General features: G+C 35.7%; 21 protein-coding genes. 6 read left to right on the forward strand and 15 right to left on the reverse strand.

Features of this window, described 5'->3' with window-relative positions; genetic code table 11:
* Window positions 1-160: 160 nt before the first annotated feature.
* Window positions 161-952 (reverse strand): alpha/beta fold hydrolase, encoded by a 792-nt coding sequence (locus ABYT26_RS09815; RefSeq protein ID WP_372753350.1) that lies wholly within the window; start codon window positions 950-952, stop codon window positions 161-163.
* 468 nt (window positions 953-1,420) lie between these two features.
* On the opposite strand from ABYT26_RS09815, the gene ABYT26_RS09820 reads away from it, so the two are divergent.
* The 3 genes from ABYT26_RS09820 to ABYT26_RS09830 are packed head-to-tail and all read left to right on the forward strand — an operon-like array spanning window position 1,421 to window position 4,804.
* Window positions 1,421-2,083, forward strand: a complete 663-nt coding sequence (locus ABYT26_RS09820) for a succinate dehydrogenase cytochrome b subunit (protein ID WP_372753352.1) — start codon at window positions 1,421-1,423, stop codon at window positions 2,081-2,083.
* 15 nt (window positions 2,084-2,098) lie between these two features.
* The gene (locus ABYT26_RS09825) at window positions 2,099-4,039 is read left to right on the forward strand and encodes a fumarate reductase/succinate dehydrogenase flavoprotein subunit (protein WP_372753354.1); all 1,941 of its coding nucleotides are present in this window, start codon (window positions 2,099-2,101) and stop codon (window positions 4,037-4,039) included.
* Window positions 4,040-4,042: 3 nt separating this feature from the next.
* Complete coding sequence (locus ABYT26_RS09830) at window positions 4,043-4,804, forward strand: succinate dehydrogenase/fumarate reductase iron-sulfur subunit (RefSeq protein WP_372753356.1); 762 nt, start codon at window positions 4,043-4,045, stop codon at window positions 4,802-4,804.
* A gap of 70 nt (window positions 4,805-4,874) precedes the next feature.
* Here ABYT26_RS09830 and ABYT26_RS09835 read toward each other — a convergent pair whose 3' ends face one another.
* From ABYT26_RS09835 to ABYT26_RS09845, 3 genes are all read right to left on the reverse strand, one after another.
* Window positions 4,875-5,102 (reverse strand): septal ring lytic transglycosylase RlpA family protein, encoded by a 228-nt coding sequence (locus tag ABYT26_RS09835; RefSeq protein WP_372753358.1) that lies wholly within the window; start codon window positions 5,100-5,102, stop codon window positions 4,875-4,877.
* A gap of 1 nt (window position 5,103) precedes the next feature.
* Window positions 5,104-5,355: a septal ring lytic transglycosylase RlpA family protein gene (locus tag ABYT26_RS09840; RefSeq protein ID WP_372753360.1), complete on the reverse strand. Its 252-nt coding sequence runs from the start codon at window positions 5,353-5,355 to the stop codon at window positions 5,104-5,106.
* Between the two features lie 77 nt (window positions 5,356-5,432).
* Window positions 5,433-6,536 carry a hypothetical protein gene (locus ABYT26_RS09845; protein WP_372753361.1) on the reverse strand — a complete coding sequence of 368 codons (1,104 nt, stop codon included), beginning with the start codon at window positions 6,534-6,536 and terminating at the stop codon, window positions 5,433-5,435.
* A 470-nt stretch (window positions 6,537-7,006) separates the two neighbouring features.
* On the opposite strand from ABYT26_RS09845, the gene ABYT26_RS09850 reads away from it, so the two are divergent.
* Window positions 7,007-7,762 carry a hypothetical protein gene (locus tag ABYT26_RS09850; RefSeq protein WP_372753363.1) on the forward strand — a complete coding sequence of 252 codons (756 nt, stop codon included), beginning with the start codon at window positions 7,007-7,009 and terminating at the stop codon, window positions 7,760-7,762.
* Here the strand turns inward: ABYT26_RS09850 and ABYT26_RS09855 are convergent.
* A complete protein-coding gene (locus tag ABYT26_RS09855) occupies window positions 7,730-8,656 on the reverse strand; it encodes a lysostaphin resistance A-like protein (protein WP_372753364.1) in 927 nt (308 codons plus the stop codon). The two genes, ABYT26_RS09850 and ABYT26_RS09855, sit on opposite strands and share 33 nt — an antisense overlap.
* Before the next feature lie 160 nt (window positions 8,657-8,816).
* Here ABYT26_RS09855 and dusB point away from each other — a divergent pair, with 160 nt between their 5' ends.
* Window positions 8,817-9,812: a tRNA dihydrouridine synthase DusB gene (dusB, locus tag ABYT26_RS09860; RefSeq protein WP_372753366.1), complete on the forward strand. Its 996-nt coding sequence runs from the start codon at window positions 8,817-8,819 to the stop codon at window positions 9,810-9,812.
* A gap of 27 nt (window positions 9,813-9,839) precedes the next feature.
* Here dusB and ABYT26_RS09865 read toward each other — a convergent pair whose 3' ends face one another.
* From ABYT26_RS09865 to rbfA, 4 genes are all read right to left on the reverse strand, one after another.
* Window positions 9,840-10,487: a hypothetical protein gene (locus ABYT26_RS09865; protein WP_372753368.1), complete on the reverse strand. Its 648-nt coding sequence runs from the start codon at window positions 10,485-10,487 to the stop codon at window positions 9,840-9,842.
* 9 nt (window positions 10,488-10,496) lie between these two features.
* Window positions 10,497-11,171 carry a hypothetical protein gene (locus ABYT26_RS09870; RefSeq protein ID WP_372753370.1) on the reverse strand — a complete coding sequence of 225 codons (675 nt, stop codon included), beginning with the start codon at window positions 11,169-11,171 and terminating at the stop codon, window positions 10,497-10,499.
* Between the two features lie 95 nt (window positions 11,172-11,266).
* The gene (locus ABYT26_RS09875) at window positions 11,267-12,484 is read right to left on the reverse strand and encodes an FtsX-like permease family protein (RefSeq protein WP_372753372.1); all 1,218 of its coding nucleotides are present in this window, start codon (window positions 12,482-12,484) and stop codon (window positions 11,267-11,269) included.
* A 40-nt stretch (window positions 12,485-12,524) separates the two neighbouring features.
* The gene (rbfA, locus tag ABYT26_RS09880; protein ID WP_372753374.1) at window positions 12,525-12,860 is read right to left on the reverse strand and encodes a 30S ribosome-binding factor RbfA; all 336 of its coding nucleotides are present in this window, start codon (window positions 12,858-12,860) and stop codon (window positions 12,525-12,527) included.
* A gap of 159 nt (window positions 12,861-13,019) precedes the next feature.
* On the opposite strand from rbfA, the gene ABYT26_RS09885 reads away from it, so the two are divergent.
* A complete protein-coding gene (locus tag ABYT26_RS09885) occupies window positions 13,020-13,217 on the forward strand; it encodes a hypothetical protein (RefSeq protein ID WP_372753376.1) in 198 nt (65 codons plus the stop codon).
* A 57-nt stretch (window positions 13,218-13,274) separates the two neighbouring features.
* Here the strand turns inward: ABYT26_RS09885 and ABYT26_RS09890 are convergent, their stop codons facing one another.
* From ABYT26_RS09890 to ABYT26_RS09915, 6 genes are all read right to left on the reverse strand, one after another.
* Window positions 13,275-14,903 (reverse strand): RagB/SusD family nutrient uptake outer membrane protein, encoded by a 1,629-nt coding sequence (locus ABYT26_RS09890; RefSeq protein WP_372753378.1) that lies wholly within the window; start codon window positions 14,901-14,903, stop codon window positions 13,275-13,277.
* Window positions 14,904-15,139: 236 nt separating this feature from the next.
* Window positions 15,140-18,310, reverse strand: coding sequence for a SusC/RagA family TonB-linked outer membrane protein (locus ABYT26_RS09895; RefSeq protein WP_372753380.1), 3,171 nt, complete (start codon window positions 18,308-18,310; stop codon window positions 15,140-15,142).
* Between the two features lie 20 nt (window positions 18,311-18,330).
* Window positions 18,331-19,851, reverse strand: a complete 1,521-nt coding sequence (locus tag ABYT26_RS09900) for a fasciclin domain-containing protein (RefSeq protein ID WP_372753382.1) — start codon at window positions 19,849-19,851, stop codon at window positions 18,331-18,333.
* A 47-nt stretch (window positions 19,852-19,898) separates the two neighbouring features.
* Window positions 19,899-21,551 carry a fasciclin domain-containing protein gene (locus ABYT26_RS09905; RefSeq protein WP_372753384.1) on the reverse strand — a complete coding sequence of 551 codons (1,653 nt, stop codon included), beginning with the start codon at window positions 21,549-21,551 and terminating at the stop codon, window positions 19,899-19,901.
* Complete coding sequence (locus ABYT26_RS09910; protein WP_372753386.1) at window positions 21,541-22,998, reverse strand: RagB/SusD family nutrient uptake outer membrane protein; 1,458 nt, start codon at window positions 22,996-22,998, stop codon at window positions 21,541-21,543. Before ABYT26_RS09910 ends, ABYT26_RS09905 begins: the two co-directional genes overlap by 11 nt.
* A 20-nt stretch (window positions 22,999-23,018) precedes the next feature.
* Entirely contained in the window at window positions 23,019-26,276 is a 3,258-nt protein-coding gene (locus ABYT26_RS09915) for a SusC/RagA family TonB-linked outer membrane protein (protein WP_372753388.1), read from the reverse strand.
* Window positions 26,277-26,326: the final 50 nt, after the last annotated feature.

Below are 26,326 nucleotides of genomic sequence, written 5' to 3' on the forward strand. Positions count from 1 at the left end.
AATAAATCTTTTGGTTCCATAATAAGTGTGCTTTTAATATGAGACTAACGTAAAGTTATTTCCAATTTTTTTCTTGAGCTAGAAAAGGGCTCCGAAAAAATCAGAATAACTTTACTTACACACTTTATGGGATACTGCTCAATTTTTTGCAAACACACTACTAGCATTCATAAATTATTCTAAAAATCTCTCGCAGGCATTCCTGGCGCTGCTCAATAAACCCCATGTGTCCCGAGGTTTGAAGTACGAAAGGAGTTAGTCCGTTTTCTTTTGCAATTTCTCCAGCCACTTTCAAAGGAATAAAATTATCTTCCTTGCCCATAATGCTCACTTTAGGCATATTCAATGCTTTTAACACTTTGTTTCTATCAGGTCGATTCATCATTGCATTTAGAGCGGCAATAATTCCTTTGTCAGATGTTTTGCAGGCAATCTCTGTTATTCGTTTTATTTCGTGAGCATATTTATTCTGATTTTTATTCGAGAAGGTTTTAGGTATATTGCTTTTGCATATCAATTCCTTTTTGCCTTGCAGAACCAGCTCAATTTCTCGCTGTCGATTTGCCTTCTTATCATCAGTGTCGGCATTAGGCGAGGAGTGAAACAAACAGAAACTTTCCAATTTATCTACGTATTTATCGGCGAAAGCCAAGGCTACGTATCCACCCATAGAGTGACCAATAAGGTTGATTTTTTGAAGTTGAAGATGATTGGCAAGCTCATTCACAGCTTCGGCCATTTCTTCAATGCTACAGGAATCATTAGTTAACTCCGATAGGCCATGTCCTGGTAAATCAAGAGTGATTACCCGAGCCAAACGTGACAAATCCTTGGTAAAAGTCTCAAATGTTTCCAGAGATTCTAAATAACCATGCAAAAAAACTACTGTATTGCCTTTGCCTTGGTCTCTATATCGCAGTTTGTAGTCGTTAAGTTCTAAGAATTGATCCATGTGATTGTTGCTTTTTTATTCAAATGTTTTTATTGTTTATATTTTTCATCCATTAAAGGAATTATTATGCTTTTTATTCTGTTCAGGATTTTTGTTCCACTAATCGCGCTACAGCAATTAAATTGCATTTTTTCCCTGTTAATGCTTGAGTTTTTATTAATGATTAACGATTCTAAATTAAAATAATATCTTATAAAGATTGTTCTATAACATATAAATATTTGATAACTTGCGAACTTTGAGGCGAAAGCATTAAGGAATTAATTCTGCAATTCACTAATTATTAGATTCATATCCTTATTTCAACATCTAAAAATCTAATAATCTGAAAAATAGCCTTGTTATAGAATCAATCTAAATAAATAAGGATATGTTCCTAAATATCGTTTCATTGCCTGATTGCATATACATTTGCGCATTAAAATAGTAACGTTTACAAAAAAGCAGTCTAATTAAATCTTTAAACTTATGAGCAGTTTTTTAAGTTCTTCTATTGGGAAGAAGTTGATAATGAGTTTGTCAGGACTTTTTCTTGTGCTATTTATCTTAGTACACCTGATATTGAACTCCTTCCTAATGTTTGACAGTACGGGAGAGTTGTTTAATGCCGGAGCGCATTTCATGTCCTTGCCAATAATTCGTTTTGGTTTGCAGCCTGTTTTGGCGGGTGGTTTTATTATCCATATTATTTATGCGATAATTTTAACCCTACAAAATCAGAAAGCTCGTCCACAGAAGTATGCATCTCAGGATTTGAAAGAAAGCAGTACCTGGTCGTCACGAAACATGTTTGTTTTGGGTGGTTTGGTTTTGGTTTTCATCGCTATGCACTTGATGCATTTCTTTGTACCAATTCAAATTACAGGATTGGGTGAAGTAGCAAGCGACTATGATCTAGTTGTTGCTTTATTTACAACAGGAACTATGGGAATGGTTTATACCGCATTGTATGTATTGGGTGCTATTCTGTTGGGACTTCATTTGGCTCACGGATTTTGGTCAGCTTTCCAATCAGTTGGTTTAAGCAATAGTATTTGGAGAGCAAGATTGGAAAAAGTTGGTTACATCTATGCAATTTTTGTTGCTGCTGGATTCACAATCATTCCATTGTATTTACACTTTTTTGCTTAATAATAAAAAACGGTTATGACAGTATTAAATTCAAAAATTCCAGCCGGACCATTAGCTGAAAAGTGGTCACAGCATAAGGCAGCCATTAAGGTGGTTAGCCCTTCGAATAAAAGAAAGTTAGATGTTATCATTGTGGGAACTGGTTTAGCCGGTGGATCTGCTGCCGCTTCAATGGCAGAAATGGGATATAATGTCAAAGCATTTTGCTATCAGGATTCAGGTCGTAGAGCTCACTCTATTGCTGCTCAGGGTGGTATTAACGCTGCTAAAAATTATCAGAACGATAACGATTCAGTTTTTCGTTTATTTTACGATACAATTAAAGGGGGTGACTATCGTGCTCGCGAGGCAAACGTTCATCGTTTAGCTGAAGTTAGTGGCGATATCATCGACCAATGTGTTGCTCAAGGTGTTCCTTTTGCACGTGAGTATGGTGGAACATTATCTAACCGTTCATTTGGTGGGGTATTGGTAAGTCGTACTTTCTATGCTAGAGGTCAAACCGGACAGCAGTTATTGTTAGGTTGTTACGCTTCTATGAATCGTATGATCGGACAAGGACAAATTGAAATGCACGAACGTAATGAGCTTTTAGATATCGTAATCATCGATGGAAAAGCTCGTGGTATTATTACTCGTAACCTGGTTACTGGTGAAATAGAACGTCATAGTGCTCATGCGGTAGTTCTTGCAACTGGTGGATACAGTAATGTATTCTTCCTATCAACAAATGCAATGGGATGTAACGCTGGAGCTGCATGGCAAGCCTATAAAAATGGTGCTTGTTTTGCGAATCCTTGCTACGTGCAAATTCACCCAACATGTATTCCAATTCACGGAGAACAGCAATCGAAACTGACTTTGATGTCAGAATCATTACGTAACGATGGTCGTGTTTGGACTCCAAAGAAAAAAGAAGATGCAGTTAAATTGCAAAAAGGTCAGATAACTGCGAATGATATTCCTGAAGAGGATCGTGATTTTTACCTGGAAAGAAGATATCCATCTTATGGTAACTTGGTTCCTCGTGATGTTGCATCTCGTGCTGCTAAGGAAAGATGTGATGCAGGTTTCGGAGTTAACGAGACAGGTAAAGCAGTTTATCTTGATTTCAAATATTCTATCGAAAGATTAGGAAAAGATGTAATCGAAGCTCGTTACGGTAACTTGTTTCAGATGTATGAAAAAATTACTGCAGCGAATCCTTACGAATTACCAATGCAAATTTATCCAGCTATTCACTACACAATGGGTGGACTTTGGGTAGATTACAACTTGATGACTAACGTTCCTGGTTTGTATGCAATTGGTGAGGCTAACTTCTCCGATCACGGAGCTAACCGTTTAGGAGCTTCTGCTTTGATGCAAGGTTTAGCTGATGGTTATTTCGTATTGCCATACACAATAGGTGATTATTTGGCTGATGAAATTCAAGTTCCTCGTATTGATATAAATCATGCTGAGTTCGTGAAAAAAGAAAAAGCTGTTAGCGATCGAATGACTCGTTTATTCAATATTAAAGGTAGCAAGACAGTAGATTCTTTCCACAAACGTTTAGGTCATGTAATGTGGGAATATGTTGGAATGGCTCGTAACGAAGAAGGCTTAAAATTAGCAATTAAAGAAATCAAAGAAATTCGTGAAGATTTCTACAAAGATCTTCGTATTCCTGGCGACTATGATGCTATGAATATTGAATTGGAAAAAGCTGGACGTGTTGCTGACTTCCTTGAGTTGGGAGAATTATTAGCTTATGATGCTTTGGATCGTAAAGAATCTTGTGGTGGTCACTATCGCGAGGAATCGACTACTGAAGAAGGTGAAGCTAAACGTGATGATGAAAACTTTGCTTATGTATCGGCTTGGGAATACCAGGGCGAAGGAAAAACTCCTAAGTTGAATAAGGAAGAATTAGTATTCGAGAATGTGAAATTAACTCAACGTTCATACAAGTAAGTTATGGCAGACAAGATATTAAAAGAATTAACGATTAAGGTTTGGCGTCAGAAGAATGCCAAAGCCCAGGGTAAGTTCGAGACTTACAAAATCAATAATATATCAACAGGAACTTCATTTTTGGAGATGCTTGACATCTTGAATGAAGAGTTGATTAATGGTGGAACTGAGCCGATTGCTTTCGATCACGATTGTAGAGAAGGTATCTGCGGAATGTGTAGCTTGTTCATCGATGGACGTGCTCATGGACCAGATGACGATATTACTACTTGTCAGTTACACATGCGTAAATTCGAAGATGGTGCAACTATTACCATTGAGCCTTGGAGAGCTGGAGCATTTCCAGTAATCAAAGATTTAATGGTAGATCGTACTGCTTTCGAACAAATTCTTCAGGCAGGTGGTTACATTTCTGTGAATACAGGTGGTGTACCAGATGGTAACGCAATTGCAATTTCTCAGGACGATGCTGAGGAAGCTATGGATGCTGCAGCTTGTATTGGTTGTGGTGCTTGTGTGGCTACTTGTAAAAACTCATCGGCAATGTTGTTTGTTTCAGCTAAGGTATCTCACCTTGCTAAACTTCCTCAAGGTCGTGTTGAAGCTGCTCGTCGTGCGAAGAGCATGGTGGCAAAAATGGACGAAATGGGATTTGGTAACTGTACCAATACCGGAGCTTGTGAAGTGGAATGCCCTAAGGGAATTTCAATTGCAAACATCGCTCGTTTGAACCGTGAGTTCTTAGTAGCAAAAATTAAGGATTAATTAGACTGTAATCCAAATATCGAGAGCGTTACCCATGGGTAACGCTCTTTTTTTGTACTGATATTTGTAGCTATTCAAAAACAAACAACATTTCCTCTTTGAAAGGAATCGGATCTGAGATGTACTGTATGGGTATCATTTCAAAATCCTTTTGATAAATTTCGACAGAAACAGCAAACACTCCCTCATTGATATTACCTATCTCTTTTATTGCCGATTTTGATAGATCTATGATTCTGCCTTTAGTAAAGGGTCCACGATCGTTTATGCGGACTATTACAGCCTTGTTGTTGCCCAAATTAAACTTTTACCCATGTTCCAAAAGGAAGGCTTCTGTGGGCTGCAGTATAGTCTTTATGAAGATATATCTCTCCGCTTGCTGTTTTCTTGCCTTCAAATTTGTTGGCATAGAAACTAGCCTTACCCACTTGAGGAAATTCATTTGGGTTTTGACTGTATAATTGGGAAGAATGAGCTGAAAAGATTAATAGGAGTAATAGGCTTAGTAAAGAGAAAACTACGGGATGTGAAATGGATTTCGGAGTAAGCATATTAACATTCAGTTTTTAGTATGGGGCTAAAAAAATCCGGTCGAATGACCGGATTTACAATTTTTTTAGATCTTATCTTAGTCTTCACTATTGTTCATATAGTAGGCTTCATGAGCTACTTTGTTTACTACATGATTCACAAAGTACATGTCGTACATCGAACTGAATATTTCAGTCATTTTATCAAGAGTTCCATCCCCTAATAACTCAGATAGGATAACAACCGATCCATCAGCGAAAGTAATTTGCAAGTCTAGTCCTTTTCTGCAGAAAACATGCTCATCATCAGTAGATTCACTTGTGTCTGAAACCACTTCAATAATTGCATCTTCCTGAAGTTCTCCATCTTGATAAACAAGATAGGAATCGCTACTTGAACTCTTTACAATTTCAATAGCACCTATGGCTAAAGTATATTCGTATGATCTTCCGTTTTCTTCGTCGTTTTTGTAAAAGCTAAGAGCCTCTTTAAATAGCACATCTTCACCATTTTTCAGCATGTAAGCATACTGTACGGTATCGCCATACTGAAATTCTATTCCTACAGAATAATCATCGGTAAAGGTATATTTCGATTCATATTCATAATTTAAATCCTCAGAAATAGACCAATTTACGTACAATTCACCAGCAGCCTCTTCTTCCACTTCGATGGATGAGTTTAGCAAATAGTTAAATTCAAAACCACCTGAAAAAGAATAGTTGTATTGTGTAGTAGTAATTACAAAGTCGTTTACTAAGGTACTATCACCTTCTTCTTCCAAATACAAATTCCACGGATTGTTTGCTTTTTCTTTTGGCAATTTTACAACAAAATTATCGCTGTCTCCAGTTTTTTCAAATTTACTATTATACGACATTTTTGTTTCTGTGGTATCTTCAGCAATAGCGGCACTGTATTCGTAAACACCTTTGATATCGTCAAGAGTGATTGCTGCAGAAAACCTACTGTCATCATCTTCGGTACTTGTTTTAGTATCCGAATCGCTTAAGGTAAGAATTTCATATCCTTTCGATTCGGTGATTGTGCTAACAGCAGTGCTTAAAGTGCTTGTTTTTGCAGTTAAAGATTCTTCTAGAGTAAGATCGTTTTCAGTATTACTATCCGAGCTTTCTGAGCAGCTAAAGAGGGCTACCGAAAAAAATAATATAGTCCCAAAGGCAAGCATGTTTCGTTTCATAACTTTAAATTTTAAGTAAAAAATATCTGGTTTGCGATTAATCTTCGTCAACTAAAAATAGGTTTAGATTAAACTCAAGTAAAACGAACAAATAGGATACCAATCTGCTTAATGGGCTTGCGAATTTTTTCATAGGTTTGCTAAAGACTTGTAAAAATGGGTGTAACAAGTTTTGTGAAGTAGAATAAAAGATTAGGATTGAGTTTTATTTTCATTTCGATTTTGTGTGGAATTGGGGAATATTCTGTAGAATTACTCTACAAAGACTGTATTTTCTTTGGGAAGGAAACTATTCGATTCTATTGTGGAATATAATATCAGATCTATCTCAACTGAAACAGGGTGTTGATAGAAGTTAAATAGGATTTGGTAAAAAAGCAGAGGCAATGAGTGCGAATGGCATGTATGCTTGACATATTTTTAGTACATTCGCTTTAACCCTTAGGTTTTCATTTCTAGATATTTTTTTTATGCCATATAGAAGACTTCCAAATACTGATTCAGCACGTGTTCGTGCATTAAAATCAGCCCTTGATAGTAGTTATCGTACCAATCGTTACGATCTTGCTTTTTCCTTTATTCTTTTACAGAAATTGGAAACATTTTTGCCTCATTACGAAATGGCCATTCGAAATCATAGGCAGGCCTCAAAACAGCAATCCATTAGAAGTAAGGAATACGGTGAAAAGTTGCGCAAGGCTCGTTTGTATGTTTCTCATTTTATTCAGGTTTTAAATTTCACCATCATTCGTGGGGAATTAAAACCTAATGTTCGCGAATTTTATGGACTAAAAGTAGATTCAAAATCGGCTCCTTCCTTGGTAAAGGATGCGAAAGTGATCGAATGGGGTGAGAAATTAATTAAGGGTGAACAAGAACGAATGAGAACAGGTGGAAACCCTATTTACAGTCCTTCCATTGCCCTGGTTCGTGTAAATTGCGAAAATTTTAAAGAAGCGTTCGACAATCAAAAAACATTGCAGAACAATACGCAACGCTTTTCGGAGAAAGTAGCAGAATATCGCAACGAAGCCGACCAGCTAATTCTGGATATTTGGAATGAGATTGAAAAAAAATTTGTGGGTATAGCCGATGAAGAGCGTCGTAAAAAATGTTCTGAGTATGGAATTGTGTATGTGTGGCGTAAGAGTGAAAAAGAGAAATTGAAACAGGTAAAAATGGAAGAGGAGAACTCACCCGTTTTGCCTTTCTCTAGTCCTGTATAATTCGAATAGAAGTAAAGTAATAATAAGAAGAGAGATGCATCCACTGACCCAAAATCCCGAATCGTTTCCCCCAAATTTTTCAATGTCCTTGGGAAGTACTCCTTTGTGAATAAAGTATGTTAAGCAAACTGCCATTCCATTGTTCAGCAAGTGGGCTAAAATAGGTACCCATAAATTTTGCGTCCAAATTAGCAAATAACCAAATAAAACACCCATTGCCATTCGGGGTAAAAAACCAAAAAATTGCATGTGTAATGCCGCAAAAAGAAAGGCAGTAATTAGGATTCCCCAATGCACACTTTTTACCATATCAGAAAATACTCGTTGAATAATCCCTCGAAATAAGAGTTCTTCCCCCAATGCAGGAATCAGGGCAATTAGAATCAAGTTGATCAACAAATCGAATGGAGTTTCCATCACGAGGAATTTATTGGTAATTTCTTCGGCTTGGCTTTCACTATTTCTCATCCATTCTTCCACACCCGAAAGAAATTCGGGCAGTTGTAAATGAGAGTTGATATCGGCTAATAAATTAATAGCTGGTAAGGCGAAAATGATGGTTAAACCGGCTAAAATAAATTGGGAGGATATAAATTTTCGGTTCAGAAACAGATAGGATGTTATTTTTCTACTTAAGAACCAGGCAATTATAAAAGGGGGAATAATAAACATTCCCACAGAATAGATGGCTTGATAGAATTTGAGTACCCCAATGTTGGCCGAAGCAGAATTTATATCTAAACTTTGTGCACTGTTGAATATATTCACATCAAAAATAATGTAGGAGAGAAGGCTGCCAGCAAATAGGCATAAGGAAAAGGAAGCCACAACAACAAGCAAGCTCATCATTAGTTGCGAAAGAGGAGAGTAATGAGCTAAAGAGCCTTTTAACATGTTCGATCTGTTTTTGGTTTGAAAAGCAAAAGTAGTAAATAGTATTAAGTATTAAGTACAAGTGCGAAGCAGAAAGATGCAAGTAACAAGTAGAAAGAAGTATATCAAGTGGGAAATATTTTTCTGTTATCTTTGCGCTCAGATAAAAAAGTAGAGCAACGTGAAGATAGGAAATCTGGATTTAGGGGATAGGCCAGTTTTATTGGCGCCAATGGAGGATGTTACCAATCCGCCATTTCGAGTTTTGTGTAAGCGCTATGGCGCCGATTTAATGTATACCGAATTTATTTCGGCTGATGCATTGGTTCGTTCTGTAAATAGAAGCATGAAAAAACTCACCATTTTAGAGGAAGAGCGCCCTGTTGCCATTCAAATATATGGCAAGGATGTTGACCCCATGGCTGAGGCTGCTAAGATTGTTGAGGCTGCAAATCCTGAGTTTATAGATTTGAACTTTGGCTGTCCGGTGCGAAAGGTAGCTACCAAAGGAGCCGGTTCGGGCATGATGAGGAATGTACCGCAAATGCTAAAGATTACCGAAGCAGTTGTTAAGGCAGTGAATATTCCGGTAACGGTAAAAACCCGCTTGGGTTGGGACGAGGATTCGAAAATTATTGTAGAATTAGCAGAACAACTGCAAGATGTGGGAATTCAGGCTTTGACCATTCATGGCAGAACACGTTGTCAGATGTACAAAGGAGAAGCCGACTGGAGCCTAATTGGCGAGGTGAAGAACAACCCTCGTATGCACATTCCGATTATTGGCAATGGCGATATTACGAATCCTGTAAAGGCAAAAGAGGCTTTCGATAAGTATGGTGTTGATGCCATCATGATTGGTCGTGCTTCGGTTGGAAAGCCTTGGATTTTTCGAGATATAAAGCATTATTTTAAAACAGGAGAGTTATTGCCTCCAGCTACGGTAGCTCAGCAGGTAGAAATGCTTAAAGAGCAAATTGAGGCGGCCATGGAGTGGATTGATGAGATAAGAGGAATTCTGCACATGCGAAGACATATGGCAGGCATGTTTAAAGGTTTGGTAAACTTTAAGCATACCAGAATTGAGATGCTTCGAGCAAACCATTATGCCGATTTGGTTCTGATTTTAGATAGAATAGCCACACAATGGGGTAGCATTCAGATGGAGGATGAGTAAAAAAAAAGACGCCGAAGCGTCTTTTTTTTATTGGATAATTTTAGGCAATTCGTTAATAAAGTAGTCGGGATTGAAAACCATATAGCTTTCGGTTCGTCGACTCCAAATCATATCTACTTTTTGCAGATATCCTTTTTGAAGCCTTCGGATTTGCTCCGGATTGATTTCCAGCTCGGCAGTATAGGTTGTGAACTTATAGTTTGGATATTCTTTGGGTTCAAAATTTCGCCTGTATTGCAATTCAACCAACTCTCCATTGGAAAGTGTGAATATCATTTTTGATGTTTTTGTGATGAATCCGAAAAAGCGAAATCCTTCCTCGTCCATTATTTTCCAATTGGTTTTCAGAATTACTTTTCCACCTTTCGATGCAATTTGAAATTCTGATTTTACTTGGTTCTGTGTTTTAGAGAATTTTGCCAATTTTTCACTGACTCCTTGAATTACAGTTTGTGGTTTTAATTCAACATCTCTAAAAATAAAAGCTTTATCGATTTCTTTCTTTGATCTTAGGGGAGCATTCTGGACTGGCTTTTTTTTCACTTCTTCGTATTTCCAGGTCCCATTATCAAAAAGCAAAACAGTTTTTCCATCAGGAGTTCTTATTTTTTTTTGAGCATTTACTGGTGCTACTGCAGCTAGAAGGACTAGAGTTATAATTACTAAATTTTTCATGTAATGGAATTATTCTGTGATTTGTGGAATGGCTTCAATAAAGTAGGAAGGAGCAACAATTTGGTATTCTTCTGCTCGGCGGCTCCAATTCATAATTGCTTTCATTACAATTTTATTCTTGAGCAATTCCAATTGATCCTTTGTAATTTCGAGTTGAGCCGAATAGGTAGAAAAACCATACTTTTCGAATTCTTTAGGTGAAAATTCCTCTTTAAATACCAGGTCGACAACCGTACCGCCCAATAATTCTAATCGTAGAAAGCTGTCTTTTTTAATAAAACCAAAGTAGGAATAGGCTTCGGCATTCATTATTCTCCAATCGGTGGTTAAACGAGCAACACCATCTTTTGACTGAAGAGTGAAATTGCATTGAACAATGTTTCTATCCTTGAAATATTTTTTCAGTTTTTCACTTGGTCCTTCTATAAAAGTGCATTTTTCAATTTCAGCATCTTTCAGAATAAGACTGTCGTTGGAATTAGCTGTTTCGATAAATTCTGATTTAATCGAATTTTCAATGTGTAAAGCAGTTGAGTCGGCACCATTATCTTTTTCTACATATTCCCAAGTACCGTTTTCGTAGAGATTTACAACTTTTCCTTTTGAGGTTAGGGCTTTTTCTTGTGCTTTAGTTACGAAGGAAAAACCAAGTGCTAAAAAGCAAAAAACAAGGATTTTTTTCATTTTTAATGATATTTTAGTTCTATTTGAGACAGGTAGTTTCACTACACAAGAATTTAAACGCAGTGCATGATGTTTTGGTATCTCATCCAATTAAATTAATTGAATTGCAGGAAACGTTTGGTGATGTAGCGAACCGGATAACGCGAAGCGACATATCCAATGAAAACAACAGTTGTAAAGATGATAAAAATATCGGTAAAATGAACCTCTACTGGATAGGAATTCATAATAAAAGCGCCGTTTCCCGAAAGGGTTATCAGTCCATATTTAATTTGTACAAAGCAGATAATAAGTCCTAATGTTACGCCAGATGTGGCGCCAATAATAGAAATGAGCCATCCTTCGAGAAGAAAGATTTTTTGAATTGTTTTTTCTTCGGCTCCCATACTTCTCAGCGTGGCTATGTCCTTCTTTTTATCTAAAATAAGCATGGTTAAGGAACCAATCACATTAAAGGAAGCAATAAGAAGAATAAAGGCCAAAATAAAAAAGATGGCCATTTTTTCTGATTGCATCATTTTAAACAGAACGTCATGTAATTCGAATCGGTTTTTAACCTGAAACTTATCGCCCAGTAGCTTTTGAATTTCATCTTTAACTTTTTCTACTTCCTCCGGATTTTGAATGGCGAGCTCTATGGCACTTACTTCTTTCTTATAGTCAAATAAATTGCGAGCAAATTGGAGAGGAACCAATACGTATTGAGAATCGAAATCTTGCTGAATGGTAAAATAACCCGAAGGATATAAAAACTCTGAGCTAAACGCATCCATTGGGTTCAGACCTAATTTAGCATCTCGTTTGGGAACGTAAAATTTAATAAAATCCGTAAAGCTTAAACCAACCCCTAAATCGAGGGCAACGCCATAACCTAAAACTGCAAAGTTGTATCTTCCGCTATTCAGAATAAACTGGCCTTCAACCATCATGGTATCAATGCCTGTCATAAGCGTAAACTCTTCGTCTACGCCTTTTACAATTGCCGGCCGTTGTTTGTTTCCGTATTTTAGGAGCGCATTTTCTTCCAATACTTCCGAGTAGAAAACTACAGTTTCCATTTTTCGGATCTGTTCGAAAGTGGAATCTGGAACGAAGGTTTTGCCAGTAGCAGGAAGAATTTTCAGATCGGGATCGAAACTTCCAAATAAACTCCGAATTAATCCATCGAAACCATTGAATACCGATAGAACAATAACTAAAGCCATGGTTCCAATTGTCACACCAATAACCGATATCATGGAAATGACATTGATTACATTCTGTTTTTTTCTGGAAAACAGGTATCGTTTGGCAATGTGAAAAGGAAGATTCAAAATATAATGGATTGAAGAAATGAAAATACTTACGCGACCATTAAGCAAGTAGATTATCGATGTTCTCGATATAGTCGAGAGAATCGTCTACAAAAAAGGCTAATTCAGGAACAATTCTAAGTTGTTTTCCGACCTTATTGCCTAAAATTCGGCGAATATTTTTTGTGTTCTTTTTGATTAGTACAAGAGTTGCTTCGCTTTCATTGGAAGGGAAAACGCTAAGAAAAACCTTTGCAAGTCCTAAATCGGGGCTGATTCGAACGGTGGTAACCGAAATCATTTTACCGCCAAAAAGATTTCTTGATTCCATTTGAAATATTTCGCTTAAATCTTTTAGCAACAATCTTGAAACTTTGCTTTGTCGTGTAGTTTCCATATATAATCTTATAAATTTTTTACAAAGATAGAATAAAAGTCTGGAAGAGTTCGATCGTTATAAGCCTCTTGAAAAGTAAAATGGAAATATGTGCAGATTAAGTTTTATGACTTTTACCTTTCTCCCTTAAGCTTGTAACTTTTTTTATCTTTGGCAGCAATGACAGAATTGTTTGAATATGGATATTGGGGTTTGTTTTTGGCGAGTTTTTTGGCAGCTACGGTTTTGCCATTTAGTTCAGAAGCCATCTTAAGTCTTTTTGTTTATTCGGGTTGCCATATTTTCATAAACATAGCCATTGCGAGAAAAATTAACTATCTATATTTTAACCGATGTAATACTTTATTTGATGCTTAAAGGGTTAAAAAAAAAGGGATGTTATTAACATCCCCTTTGTATCTATATGTTATTTGTTTATTCTACTTCCTCTTCTTCGTCGTAGGAAATAAAGTTACTTGGTATGGTTAATGGTAAAAACCAATTTTCACTATTCGATAAAGTAGTTCTAAGTACTTCGGCTGTCGATAAATCGCCTGCTGCAGTAAATTTAGCAGCTACAGCATCTGCCACAATCGAAGCATCATTATTTCGTAATGCAGAACGTACTAAATCAGGCCAACGTGTTCCTTCAAATGCAAGTTCTAAAGCAGCCTCATTAAGAATTAACGCATCAACTTGTTTTATTGAATCACTTAGGCTAGTAGCCCCTTCAACAGTAACAGGTGCTAAACCCGCTCTACCACGAATTCCCAGGTTACCCGAAGTAGCTACTCCACTCGAATTTAATACGTAATACTTATCTGGATCGAAATTTAAAAACGCCTGAGCATTACCACTAAACTGAGGATAATCACCTGACTCATTCAACAAACCATTGTTAATGATGTATAAAGCATGTGCTGGATATCCAGCAGCATTAATGGCTTCGGCCAAACGAAGGTACACTCGTGATACTCTATCGTACTTGTAAAAGTCAGTATCAAGTTTTGATATTGCATCATCGGGGTTTTGATCTTCAAACATAACAGAAGCTCTAAAGTCTCCTTCTGAGAATACAACACCATCGTAAATATTTTCCTGAACGCTCCAATTTAAATTTATAGCTTCAGATGGTATCACTTGCTCCTCTAGATTGTCATATAAATTATTATATTGTCTGTAATCCTCGGTATAATAAGTATAAAAAATCAATTCAGATGTTGATGATGAGAACAGGTTCTCCCAGGCATTACTAGTTGTATAGTTGCCATTATTTTCAGAATGTATAATACCATAGGAGGTTGTTAAATTATAAGCAGATGTTCCGCTGGTAACCACTTCATCTAAATACATTTTATAATAAGTGGCTGCCATGGTATAATTCTGTCTCCACAAATAAAGCTCACCTAATAAAATATTATTATTTGGCACCATTCTGTAAAGGTATGCGCCTTGCGAACTAACGTAATCATCGGCATCTATACTTTCGATATTAGAATAAGGAAGTAATGCATTTATTAAGCTATCCATAGCTACAGGTAAACTAAGTAATGGATATTCTTTTGTTAAATCATCAGAACTTTCAATAGGAGAAGTAATAAAAGGCAGTTCACCAAAATTAATGGCTATTTGTAACTGTGCCCATGTTCTTACTCTTAAGATAGATACATACTCATCTAATAAATCGTTATCGTAAGCTACGGTATCAATACCTTCGAGTCCGTAGTTACAATTATTTACAATCGAATATAATAAGGTAGGATCGAGATAGCTATTATCCTCATCATTTTGGTGCAAAGCAATTTGTCTCAATTCATCTTCGGTTTGATCTGTAACGTCAACCAAATCGGCTCTCATTTCGCCCCAAACAAAATACTGTTCTGTAGCGTCCTGCATTAACGAAAGTACGCCAAACAAGGATGCTCTGGCATCTAGTTCATCGTCGCCTAAATAATCCTCTTTTAACAGAACCTCTTCGGGATCTACCTCAAATATGTCATCACAAGCAACCAATGTTACAGAAGCTATGAGAAAACTTAGTATTATATTTTTATAATTTTTCATCTGTTTATAATTTAGAAAAATGGTGATAGTCAGTTCAAATTGTAATCATCCTCTTGAGAGCCTAATTACTTGTACTGTCCATGCCGGTTTCATCTATTTAAAATTAGTATCAAGATAAGCCTGTCCATATTCAGCGAAAGATGCTGGTAAAATCACCCAGAGACATAATGTCTCTGAGTTTTTTAATTCTTATAGGACTTGTCTTACACTTATCCATGATAATTTTAATCTGTTATTTACAAGCCAACTCTAATTCCAAAAAATACTGACTTATACTGAGGTGTTAAACCTGCATCAATACCTTGTTGATAACTAGTACCAGACATACTTACTTCAGGATCGTAACCTAAATAATCGGTAAAAGTTAACAAGTTATTAGCGGTTACAGAGAAAGTAATGTTCTGAATAAAACTTTGTAATATTTTAGGACTATAAGCAAGAGACAATGTTTTTAATCTGATATAAGAACCATCCTCAATCCAACGATCAGAGAATCTAGAGTTGCCTGTAGGATCTCCATATTCAGCTCTAGGCATATCAGTATTCTGACCATCTACTTGCCAACGGTTAGCAACTGCCGAACTTTGGTTTGAGAAATTCTCCATTGACTCCAAGTTTCGTCTTAACGAATTGTAAATGTCGTTTCCTTTACTGAAGGTAAATAAACCTGAAAGAGATACATTTTTATAGCTAAAGGTAGTGCTGAACATTCCAGTGAAATCAGGATTCGGATCACCAATTACTACACGGTCATCTTCGTTAATTTCATTATTAGAATCATCAACATTTACAAATTTAACATCACCACCTACAAACGATTGGTCGAAACCTTGTGCATCCTTCCAGCTTAAACCATCAGCTTGGGCTTCGCTCTGAGAGTTATAAATACCATCTGTTTTATAACCATAGAATAGTCCAATTGAAGAACCTTCTTTATTTAAGATAGTAGCATCAACACCATCGATATCAAAAATATTAGTACTTCCTGGTAAGGAAACAATTTTGTTTTTATATTTTGAAATACTAGCAGCTACATCCCACTGGAATGATTTTCCGTTTATGATTCTAGTATTAAAACCAATTTCGAATCCACTATTCTTAAGTTCGCCATCATTATTTATATAACTTGAATAACCATAAATAGGGCTTACCTCTTTAATATTTAGCAGTTTATCGGTATTGTTTTCGAAGTAATCAGCTGTAATTTGCAGGCGCTCGTTAAAAAGAGCTAAATCAACTCCGAAATTCATCTTACGTGTTCTTTCGTACTGAATACTAGAGTTTGCTAAGTTACCACTCACTAAACCAGTACCTCCTAGAAATCGAGTAGATACAAAATACGATTCAGCCACATAATTACCAAAACCATCGTTACCAGTTAAACCATAACTAGCTCTAAGCTTAAGAAGATCCATAAGCTCAACGTTTTTCATAAAGCTTTCTGAAGAAACAATCCAAGCGGCTCCCAATGAAGGAAAGATACCAAAAGTGTTGTTTGAGATTTTTAAACCTCCATCTATTTCTTCACCAAAACGAGAAGAACCATCAGCCGAAGCATTTAAACTTAAAAAATACCGGTCTAAGAAGCTATAATCAACATTGGCATATACTGCTAATGATTTCCAATTACCCACACTACCCGAAGTAATATAAGTACTGCTAGATCCATCTTCTAATGCTGTAAATTCATCATCAGAGGAGTTTCCACTTGAAGAATAAGAATTTTCGTAGTTATTAGAATTAAAACGAGCTCCTAAATTGGCCGATAAACCATGTTTGTTAAACTTTTTAGTATAACTCAAACGTGAATCGTTAAATATGGCTAACAATCTTTCGTGTCTCATTTCTGAACTACGATAAGTTGTATCTCCATAGGTGGTAATTCCGTAAGTAACCCCATTACTTGGGTAAAATACTTCATCTCGGTTTTTAAGGTAGTTTACACCTAATAAGGAACTGAATTTAAAATTTTCATTAAACTCATACACTACATTAAAACTACCAAACAACTTATAATTAGTATTTTCCTGGCTTACATTATCAATAATCGCTTTAGGATTACTATAACCAGAAATTTCATCAACATCAGAGTAGTTCGTAGTTACATCACCTGTGCTATTATACACGTATGGAGAAAGCAGGGGTGATTTAATTAAAGCTGTGTAAATAGGCGATGAACGCTCTACCATGCCGTCGTCGAACAATATGTTTTTTTGAAAACCAACATTTAAGTTAGTATTGATAGACAACTTATCGGTAATATTAGAAATGGCATTAAATCGAGTAGAAAAACGATCAGAAGATGTTTTATCTACAATTCCATTTTGATCAACATAACTGATAGATAGACCATATTTTGCTACAGCATCACCACCTGTTACTCTAAAGTAATAATCCTGACTAGAACTATTTTTTAATACTTCATCCTGCCAATTGGTATCGTTATGATAGGCTGAATAATTTTCGTACGAAGAATTTTCATTTAAGTAAGGCAGTTGTGCAACCTGATCATTGGTATACAAACCTGAACTTCCTACCTGATCGACCAAAAAGCTTTTGTACTCATTGCCATTCATCATCGGCAGATTATCAGGAGCTATATTAACACCTCCCTGTACCGAGAAATCAATTTTAGTAGAAATGTCTGTATTTTTGGTTGTTTCAATCAGGATTACTCCATTTCCAGCTTTAGAACCATATATAGATGCTGCATCCTTAATTACCGTAATGTTGGCAATATCTTTTGGATTAATATCTATTAAAGGATCGTAAGCAAAACCATCAATCAATGAATTAGAGAATGTACTAGATTCTAATATCTGACCATCGACAATAATAAGAGGTCGAGAAGAACCATTTAACGAACTTAATCCACGAATAAACATATTAACACCTACTCCAGGTACTCCTGAGCGTCCTATCACTCTTAATCCAGAGGCTTTACCCTTCATAAGGTTACCAATAGACTTATCGGTTGCTAGCACATCGCCTTGTAAAGAGACTATTGAACTGGTTACCGAAGTTTTTGTTTGGGTGCCCAAAGGCATCAAAACATCTCCATAAACCGTTTCGAAGCCATCCTTATGAAGTTTGATATTTACTTCTTTTCTTCCTTTTAAGGCCACTTCTTTAATGGAATAATCTGCACCTTTTACTACTAATGTAGCGTTGGCATCAGAAGTTACAAGAGTGTATTCTCCTTCGATATTGGTAATTACAGAAACGGAATTACCAATTCGAATGTTGATCCCTACTAAAGGTTCATTTGATGCGGCATCAAACACGACACCTTTAATAGTATCTGATTGGACTGTTTGTCCCTGCACATTCACAGAAACTGCTAATGCAAGGATAAACATCCAGGTTGAAATATTTTTAAGTTTTATCTTAATAGACTGATACATCATATCAATATTTAGTTTTATTATTACTCTGCAGGAACTAATTCTATATAATCAATGCCAAATACACGATCGTACAATACTAGCTCTGCTTCACTTACATCAACAAATACCTTTAGCTTAACGATATACTTATTGTCACTGTTATCATTTACATAAACAGGATTAGTATAGGTACTTCCAATTTTCATTGAACTATTTTCTTCGTTACCAATAACTATACTTTCTATTTCATTCGTAACAGTTTTAGCATCAGCATCGGTATAACTAAATTCAAATTTTAATTTAGTATCCTTAGAAGCGCCAATCGGAGAAAACTTGATATAAACATCATAATCGGCAGACAAAACGTAGCTAAACTCAACTTCGAAATAATTATTGGTTTCCTTGTCATCAGGATTCTCATCTAACTGTATTTTGTTAGTAAATAATCCGGAAGCAGTAATGTCGTAGTCTTTTTTGATGGTTAAAGCTACTGCATCACCTACGGTTCTTCTCGCCGAATTTTCTACTTCGTACCTGATCGGTTTATAGACCAGATCTTCTGGAGTAAGGTCGAAATTATTAACCGCCAAAATATTACCATTACTCAACCTAATACTTTCGTCAACAGAACCAGTATTAATAATACCACAGTTACCAAGAGTATTGCACACAGTAGTACCAAGTTGATCGTTGCTTAGCTCGTCAAAATTCAAATTATTAAAAAGCGTAGCGTTAACATTTGTGATGGTGCTATCTTCAACAGGGTGTTGATAATAATCTTTAAAAGAATCATAAGCAACAGCATACACATCATCTGATAGAGCTATATACGAATGGCGTTCTTCTTCATTATTTAAATCGCCAACTAAATCGAAATAACTGTTGGTGCTAATAAAAACCGAATCGTATACATTTTTACCCAATGAATTTTGACCAATTATGGTACTTACATCCGCATCAAAAACAATCGACTCGTATTGGGAAATATAATCGACCAATGTAGAAAAACCATCCGCTTCGGATAAGTAGTTCCAAATATTTGATTTTACACTAACTACATCTCCAATTTTATGCAAAATTCCATTACTGCTTAAGTTATCACCTTCGATTACCTCAGCCTCATCAAAATATACCGTACCATCCACCATTGAATTTTCGACATACTTATCGTTAAACATTTTCACCAATATATCTTCACTGGCAATATCGCTGGAAGTGTAAGAGTATCTACTGATATGATTACCTATTAACTGGTATAATGCATCGGCATCATTTAAAATATCATCCGATACAGTTGCAAGTGCATCGTTAGTAGGTGCCCACACAGTGTAGGCTTGTGTGTAGGTTAACAAGGTATCGTAACCGGTTTGCTGTAAAAGGCTATAAAATGTTGATAACTCAGCATCTTCAGCAATGAGTGATTTCAGATTTTGCTCTAAGGCAATATCAATCTGGTTAAAATGCTCATCACTAACCTCATCATCACAAGACACTGTAGCGAATACTAACGCTATAGATGCAATAAGGCTATAGACCAATTTATAATTATATATATATTTCATATTTATTACTTTTTTGTCATATTTCATATTTTTTTAATAGCTCAATATTACTCTACAGGAATCCACTCGAAGTAATCAATTGGCATAGCACCAGACCTGGTCGTTACTAATTTAATGGTATGCTGCTTTTGTTCCGGGCACAATAACTCATCAGTAATATGAAATCTTAATACTGTGGATTGATCATACTGAGAAGCACCATCACTAACTCTAGTTATTGATTTTAATCCATGTCTCCAATGGTTAGCTTGCATTTCAGTAGAGTCTGGCCAACCTATAGTTGTAGTGTTAATTACTAAATCGTAAACAGTACCAATTGGTTCATCGTCCCAATATATTTGAGCAGCACCACGCGACCTTTTAGAACCATTTCCACAAACAAAGAAATCATACTGACCTTTTGGAATAACCGGTGTAGTAAACTCATAATACACACAATTAGATAAACCCAGTGCACATCTATTAAGATTACAATTGGTATTTTTACACATATACCGTATCAAATTATCTTCTGGATACCAATAAATATTTTCATAAGCATCCTGAGTAACCTTGTCGTAACTATTTACAAGTTTGGCCTTTGCTTCAGCAGAATCGAAAGCTGGATCCCAAATAATATATGAAGCCTTAGGAACAAAAACATCCATTATTGTATCAACGGTATGATATACTCCATTTTTAGCCGGATAATTACTCTCACTCATTACCAATGAAACCCAGGTATCATTTTCTCCAGTTTCAGTTTCATTTAATTTTAAAGAAAAATCTGTTTTCTCCACTTTTACTGCATCTCCCTCTGAAACAGTACTTATAAATCCAGTTGAAAAATCAGATGAATAGCTAAAGGCTTCTGCAGCATGATAACCAACAAATATATTTAGCGGGTTTTCCGTATTTTCATAGTCATTGTCATTGGGAGAAATAAGATCAGTTAAATCCTGAAAAGAAGTAACACCAGATAATGCGTAAACAGAATCTGTTTCGGCCAGAATTGTATACTTCATTTTATTACCTGACTCTGTTGTTAATTCATTAAACTGATCGTAATAACCTGTTTGCTTAAGTGCTTCAACAAAAATACTATGCTTTCCTGCTGTCTCTATCACAGTAGAAATACCATCAACAAAAGGATCTAGTACTTCGTCAATACTATGTATCACTCCATTATCTGTTGTTATATCATAGTTTACTAACTGAGCCTGTCGGTTAATGGTTACATTTGCCAAACCGCCTCCCTCTAAAAAGGAAGTTGTTAAAAAATCGCCAGAGTAGGTTGTGTCGGTTAAACGTCCCTCGGAAAATGAGGTAGACAATTTTTTAGTAGACATGGTATGAAACTTTACAATTGTTTTTAAAGCATCAATTTGCTCGTCGGTTGTGAGTTCATCGATAGAACTTACTCCCCATCTCTCCTGTATATAGGCTGTAATGGCGGAATTTACAGGAACAAAACAGGTATATGAACCATAAGACTCTAAGGCACTATAGTAACCTGTTTTTTTAAGCATGGTTATATATTCTGAAAAAGATTCGGGCTGAGCCTCTAAAGTTTCTGTAAGAGTCGTTGTATCTGTTGTAAAATAGTTGCCTTCACTTAAACCATCATCACAACTGTACATAACAGCACTTAAAACACCGATAAATGCCAAACTGAAAATTGTTTTCCAATTATTCATCATTTTGCTTTTTTTAATATTCATAATAAGGGTTTTGCTCCAGATTAGGATTCAAGTCAATTTCATCTTGATAGATAGGTAAGAAATAAGAAGCTGTATCTGTATAGTAACTCTCTATCTCTTCGTAATCATCAACTCCTGCCTTGATCGCAACCAAATCGGTAATTAAATTTTGGTCTTCAAAATTGTTTCTACGTGCGAAACGTAATAAATCGTACCATCGCTTTCCTTCGTAGGCCAATTCCATTTGTCGTTCTAATAAAAGTTCTTCTTTTAGTCCCGATACAGAAATTTCAGCCAATGAAGCCGTTCCTGTTGCACGTTCGTGTACTTGATTAATTAAATTATAAGCCTTATTAAGATCTTGCTGTGTGTCAGATAATAAATACCCTTCTGCTTGCATCAGCAAAACATCGGCATATCGGTAAAATATCCAATTATTATAAAATTCAGAAGTTGTTCTATATTCTCCTGTTTTACTATCAACGCCTGTAAACTTAAAAATAGCACCTGTTGAGCTATCATAGGTGGTGTTATCAGCTCTTACATCATTTGGATCCTCATACAAATCAGTAATATTTGTGTAGGTCTGAAAATCGGCAGTAGAGCTATAGTAATAATAATTAATCATTGCCGAAAAAGAAGTGCTAAATTGAAGTTCGAAAATACCTTCGGATGAGTTCCCTTCAAAAAATATTTGGTCGAACCAATCTGAGCCATCCACCAAACTATATTTATTCAAATCGATTACCGACTGGCAAGCATCAATGGCTTTATCAAACTGATTATTCCATAAATAAATATCTGCTAGAAGAGAATATGCTGCACCTTGTGTCATTCGTCCTTTATCGTAGGCTGCACTTTCAGTATAACTATCTGCCAAATATTCAACTGCATCGTTTAAGTCGGAGGTGATCTGAGTTAATATTTCTGCTTCGGTATTTTTAGCAACGTAAAAATCGGTTTGATCACTTAAGGTAGCTGTTGTAATCAATGGTACTTTCTTAAAATTACGAACTAGAATAAAATAAACCAATGAGCGTATGGCTTTTGCTTCAGCCTTATACCTATTTAACTCTAGCTCAGTAAATGTTTTGTCTAATTCCTTTGCCTCATCGGCATAAGCCAAAACAGTATTGCAATAGTTAATTGTGGTATAAAAGTTACTCCAACTCACTAATGAATTACTAGCAGTAAGCGCATTCTTCAACATATATCCTTGAGAACTACTACCACTCTTGGCGATTAACATATCAGCTCTTAACTCTCCCCATTGTATTACCCTAGAGATAAAATTATTTACATTCATGGAAGCATAACAAGCAGCAACAGCTGAAGATACCTGCTCCTTTGTTTGCCAAAATTCATCTTGAACAAGGTCATCTTCTGGTTCTAGTGTTAAATAATCATTACATGATGTGGTTAACATCAACATGAATGAAACAACCAGATATAATTTATATTTTTTCATTTTATATCGTTTATTCATTATTAAAACTTAATACTTAATCCAATGGTAACTTGCTTTGATCTTGGGGTTTTGTTGGTATCATATCCCATATCTTCCCAATCATCACTTGCTCCTGTTTCAGGGTCGGAACCGCTATATTTAGTAAATGTTAATAAATTATTACCTGTTGCATATACTGATAACTCATCTAGATTAATCCTTTTAATAAAAGCTTTAGGTAATCTGTATTTTAGGGTAATAGACTTCATTCTTAGAAAAGAAGCATCCTCTAAAAATCGATCAGATCCCAAAGTATTGACTTGACTATTATAATAGGCTCTTGGTACATTTGTAACGTCTCCTTCTGAACGCCATCTGCGCAAAGCAGCAGTACTTTGATTATCCCAATCATCTAAGCTTTCGGTATTCATTCGCGCTATATTTATTACATCTTGTTTATAGCGAAAACTAAAGAAGGTATTAAAGCTTAAATTTTTATAGGTTATATTTGTCCCAAAACCACCATGTAACAATGGGTTGGCATTACCTAAATAAACAACGTCTAATCGATTGATATTACCATCATGGTTAATATCTTCGTATTTGGCGTCACCTGCAGCAAACGAATAAGAGTTATTGAACTTCATCATTTTAGGTTGCCCATCAATGTCATAAATAACATTCCCTTCAGCAGTTGTTGCATATAAATCTCCAGAAGTACTATAAACACCTTTAGAGCGATATCCATAGAATGATCCAATTGGATTATTCTCCTGAATACGTCTTAAATATCCATCTTCTCCTGTAACAAGTGGATCACCTGATTCCACGTCCATGCCGTCTACAATCTTAGTAATCGTGTTTTTATTTCGGGATATATTGAAACTAAGGTCTAGTTTCAAATCTTTTTTCCGTATCACTTTAGCCATTATACTAACTTCCCAACCTTTGTTTTCCATATCGCCCTGATTTACGTAAGCCAGAGATGAGAAACCTGATGTGGTTGGTATACTAGAATTCTTATTTAGCATATCTTTAGTTTCCTTGATATAGAATTCTACATCAGCATTTACCCTGTGATCCATCATAATTAAGTTGAATCCAAGATTTTTTTGAATTACGGTCTCCCATTTTAAGCCCTTCAATTCAATACTACTAGGGTATGATGGTCGTACATCAAGATAATCCCAACTGTAATTAGAATAGGTATTATAGGCTCCGTAATTAAAACTAGGCGATCTACCATTCTCTCCATAACTACCTCGTAAACTAAATTCGTTTATTATCTTAATCGATTTCATAAACTGTTCATTAGTTACGATCCAACGAGCCGACATACTTGGAAACAATCCATAACGGTAATCATCTCCAAAACGAGAGTTACCTTCGTAACGGGCACTTCCACTTAAAATATATCGATCTTTAAACATGTAGTTAAACATGAAGTTACCGCCTACACTTCTATAACGACTATAGCTAGTTGATAAATTACTTCCACTATTTTCGATATTGGCAGCTACAACAACAGACTCTAGCGTACTACCAGGTGTATTTGAGGTTGAGACTACATAGGTTTGACTTGTTTTATCATAGGTAGTGAAAATTCCACCTAGGTATAGAGAGTGATCCTCATTTAAGTTTGGTTCCCAGATTAATTTATTTTCGGTACTCAACACAAAAAATTCACTATCCTTTAAATAAGAATAATTGTTAGAGTAGCTGGTCCAATAGTCTCCAATTGCAGCCTCAGGTGTAAATCTGGTGGTCATATCATTATTACTATCATATGATAGAGTGGAATGATAAGTTAAGGTAGGAAATGGCTTATACTCAATTTTAAAGATGGGTCTGATTCTGTTATTTTCGATATTATATTTAGCCAACTTTGCCATTGCTACTGGGTTGTAATATACATCACCATCACCCTGAATATTCGTTATTGGGGTAAAGTAGGCATCTGTTTCATTGCCATATTTATCTAATTCATAAATAGATTGATTAGGCATTTTAAGTAAGGATAAACCTCTAATGTTTGTTGTTGAACCATTTACTTTACTTGTATAGGATTTATCAACTGAACCATGACTATAGGATAACTCTGTAGAAATTTTAAGCTTGTCAGAGATATTATAATCTAAAATAGCACGTGTTGTGTACACATCATTTCCAGTACCTAATGTGGTTCCATCTTGAGTTTTAGCACTAGCTGAAATACGATAATATGCTTTTTCACCACCACCACTTACCGAAAAGTTATGCAGGTGAGTATAACCAGTTTGAGTAATCTCCTTAATCCAATCTACATTTTTATTGTAATAATCATATAATTCATAAGTAGGATCGTATTCTACTTCAGGATAAGACTCCGCACTGGCGCCTCTTGAAAGGTTTATATCTTTCATCAAAGTTGAATATTGATCTCCGCTTAATAATGGAATACCTGATGGCTGAACACCCATAGTACCTTTGTAACTATACGAAAAACGAGCCTTACCTCTTGATCCACGTTTTGTTTTAATCCTTAATACTCCGTTTGCTCCCCTTGATCCGTATTGCGCCGTAGCAGCAGCATCTTTAAGTACCGATATTTCTTCGATATCATCGGGAGAAACGCCTATTAATGAAGAGTATTCATCTGCATCAGCTGAACCAAAATCGAATGAATCATCTACTTCAGTTTCAAATGGCACTCCATTAATAACAATTAATGGTTCTGATGAAGCATTTAATGAAGATGTACCACGAATACGAATAGACATTCCTGCACCCGGTTCTCCTGAATTAGCAACAATATCAACACCACTTAAACGACCTTGAAGTTGATCGACCATAGAAGAAGAAGATACTTCACTTACCTCTTTTGCAGAAATAGTTTGGATGGCCGTAGCAACCCTCGTTTTAGCCATATTAAACTCACCTGTATTTACGTTTCTACTAGCACGAATTACAACTTCATCTAATTTAGAAAATGATTCTTCAAGTTTAACATCTATTTTTCGTTTGTTTCCAGGAATAAACTCCTGAGATTTAAATCCAATAAACGAATAAGATAAGGTATGCTTTGGATCGGTGATTTTGATTACATAATTTCCATTGAAATCAGTAATTGCCCCAGTAATAATTCTGTTCGATTTATCCTTCTCTGCAATAGTTACTCCTGGTAATGGTTGTCCATCTGTTTTTGACACAATATTACCTGTTATAACCGTTTTAGTTTGGGCGCTTATTTCGAATGTAGTTAGTATTGAAAATACTATCAACAGGCTGTAAAAAATATACTTTTTTATATAGACATTCATTTGCTTAAAATTATTTTCATTTGTCAGATGAAACTTGGATGAATATTGAT

Origin of the sequence: Labilibaculum sp., assembly GCF_041595635.1 — a bacterium.
GTDB lineage: Bacteria > Bacteroidota > Bacteroidia > Bacteroidales > Marinifilaceae > Labilibaculum.

Excerpts from the sequence above, each read along its gene's own strand:
- ABYT26_RS09840 (WP_372753360.1), bottom strand. The coding sequence starts at position 5,355 with ATGCTTACTCCGAAATCCATTTCACATCCCGTAGTTTTCTCTTTACTA.
- ABYT26_RS09870 (WP_372753370.1), bottom strand. The coding sequence starts at position 11,171 with ATGAAAAAAATCCTTGTTTTTTGCTTTTTAGCACTTGGTTTTTCCTTC.
- ABYT26_RS09910 (WP_372753386.1), bottom strand. The coding sequence starts at position 22,998 with ATGAAAAAATATAAATTATATCTGGTTGTTTCATTCATGTTGATGTTA.
- ABYT26_RS09885 (WP_372753376.1), top strand. The coding sequence starts at position 13,020 with ATGACAGAATTGTTTGAATATGGATATTGGGGTTTGTTTTTGGCGAGT.
- ABYT26_RS09865 (WP_372753368.1), bottom strand. The coding sequence starts at position 10,487 with ATGAAAAATTTAGTAATTATAACTCTAGTCCTTCTAGCTGCAGTAGCA.
- ABYT26_RS09900 (WP_372753382.1), bottom strand. The coding sequence starts at position 19,851 with ATGAAATATATATATAATTATAAATTGGTCTATAGCCTTATTGCATCT.
- ABYT26_RS09850 (WP_372753363.1), top strand. The coding sequence starts at position 7,007 with ATGCCATATAGAAGACTTCCAAATACTGATTCAGCACGTGTTCGTGCA.
- ABYT26_RS09890 (WP_372753378.1), bottom strand. The coding sequence starts at position 14,903 with ATGAAAAATTATAAAAATATAATACTAAGTTTTCTCATAGCTTCTGTA.
- ABYT26_RS09830 (WP_372753356.1), top strand. The coding sequence starts at position 4,043 with ATGGCAGACAAGATATTAAAAGAATTAACGATTAAGGTTTGGCGTCAG.
- ABYT26_RS09845 (WP_372753361.1), bottom strand. The coding sequence starts at position 6,536 with ATGAAACGAAACATGCTTGCCTTTGGGACTATATTATTTTTTTCGGTA.
- ABYT26_RS09825 (WP_372753354.1), top strand. The coding sequence starts at position 2,099 with ATGACAGTATTAAATTCAAAAATTCCAGCCGGACCATTAGCTGAAAAG.
- ABYT26_RS09820 (WP_372753352.1), top strand. The coding sequence starts at position 1,421 with ATGAGCAGTTTTTTAAGTTCTTCTATTGGGAAGAAGTTGATAATGAGT.
- ABYT26_RS09895 (WP_372753380.1), bottom strand. The coding sequence starts at position 18,310 with ATGATGTATCAGTCTATTAAGATAAAACTTAAAAATATTTCAACCTGG.
- ABYT26_RS09855 (WP_372753364.1), bottom strand. The coding sequence starts at position 8,656 with ATGTTAAAAGGCTCTTTAGCTCATTACTCTCCTCTTTCGCAACTAATG.
- rbfA (WP_372753374.1), bottom strand. The coding sequence starts at position 12,860 with ATGGAAACTACACGACAAAGCAAAGTTTCAAGATTGTTGCTAAAAGAT.
- ABYT26_RS09915 (WP_372753388.1), bottom strand. The coding sequence starts at position 26,276 with ATGAATGTCTATATAAAAAAGTATATTTTTTACAGCCTGTTGATAGTA.
- ABYT26_RS09815 (WP_372753350.1), bottom strand. The coding sequence starts at position 952 with ATGGATCAATTCTTAGAACTTAACGACTACAAACTGCGATATAGAGAC.
- ABYT26_RS09905 (WP_372753384.1), bottom strand. The coding sequence starts at position 21,551 with ATGAATATTAAAAAAAGCAAAATGATGAATAATTGGAAAACAATTTTC.